The 562-nt window shown below is 58.7% G+C and carries 1 protein-coding gene; it reads left to right on the forward strand.

Annotated elements, in window-relative coordinates; all coding sequences use genetic code 11:
* Positions 1 to 65: 65 nt before the first annotated feature.
* Positions 66 to 562, forward strand: a 497-nt coding sequence (locus PKF00_RS45015) for a recombinase family protein (RefSeq protein WP_271223782.1), incomplete at its 3' end; no start/stop codon positions are given.

Consider the following 562-nt stretch of genomic DNA (forward strand, 5'->3'; position numbering starts at 1 on the left):
TGGACGCATCGCGCCTTTCCCGTAATGGTCGAGATTGGCATCACCTCCTGGAACTGTGCGGCCTGGTGGAAGCGCGCGTGATCGATCTCGATGGCGTGTATGATCCTTGTCGACCGAATGATCGCTTGTTGTTGGGCATGAAGGGCAGCATCAGCGAGTTTGAGCTCGGCATTTTGCGAACGCGCATGCTCGACGCGGCGCGCGCCAAAGCACGACGGGGGGAACTGCGCCTCAGTGTTCCGATCGGCTATATCTGGCACCGTGATTATGGTCTGGGGCTTGATCCTGATCTCCGGGTGCAGGAGGCGATCCGCCTTATCTTTTCCCGCTTCCGCGAGCTTGGTAGCGCCCGCCAGGTGCTGATTTCGCTCACCGCGGACAATTTCCATTTCCCCCGTCCTTCTGACGGGCGCAAAAGAGTGTCCTTCGATTGGGTGCCGCTCCGCTATCGGAGCGTCATTTCGCTCCTGAAGAACCCGATCTACGCTGGGGCATACGCCTATGGCAAAAGTGAGAAACGGACAGAGATTGTCGATGGCAGGGCTCGCAAAAGCTACGGCCA

Source organism: Streptosporangium carneum (assembly GCF_027922005.1).
In the GTDB taxonomy this organism is placed as follows: Bacteria; Actinomycetota; Actinomycetes; order Streptosporangiales; family Streptosporangiaceae; genus Streptosporangium; species Streptosporangium carneum.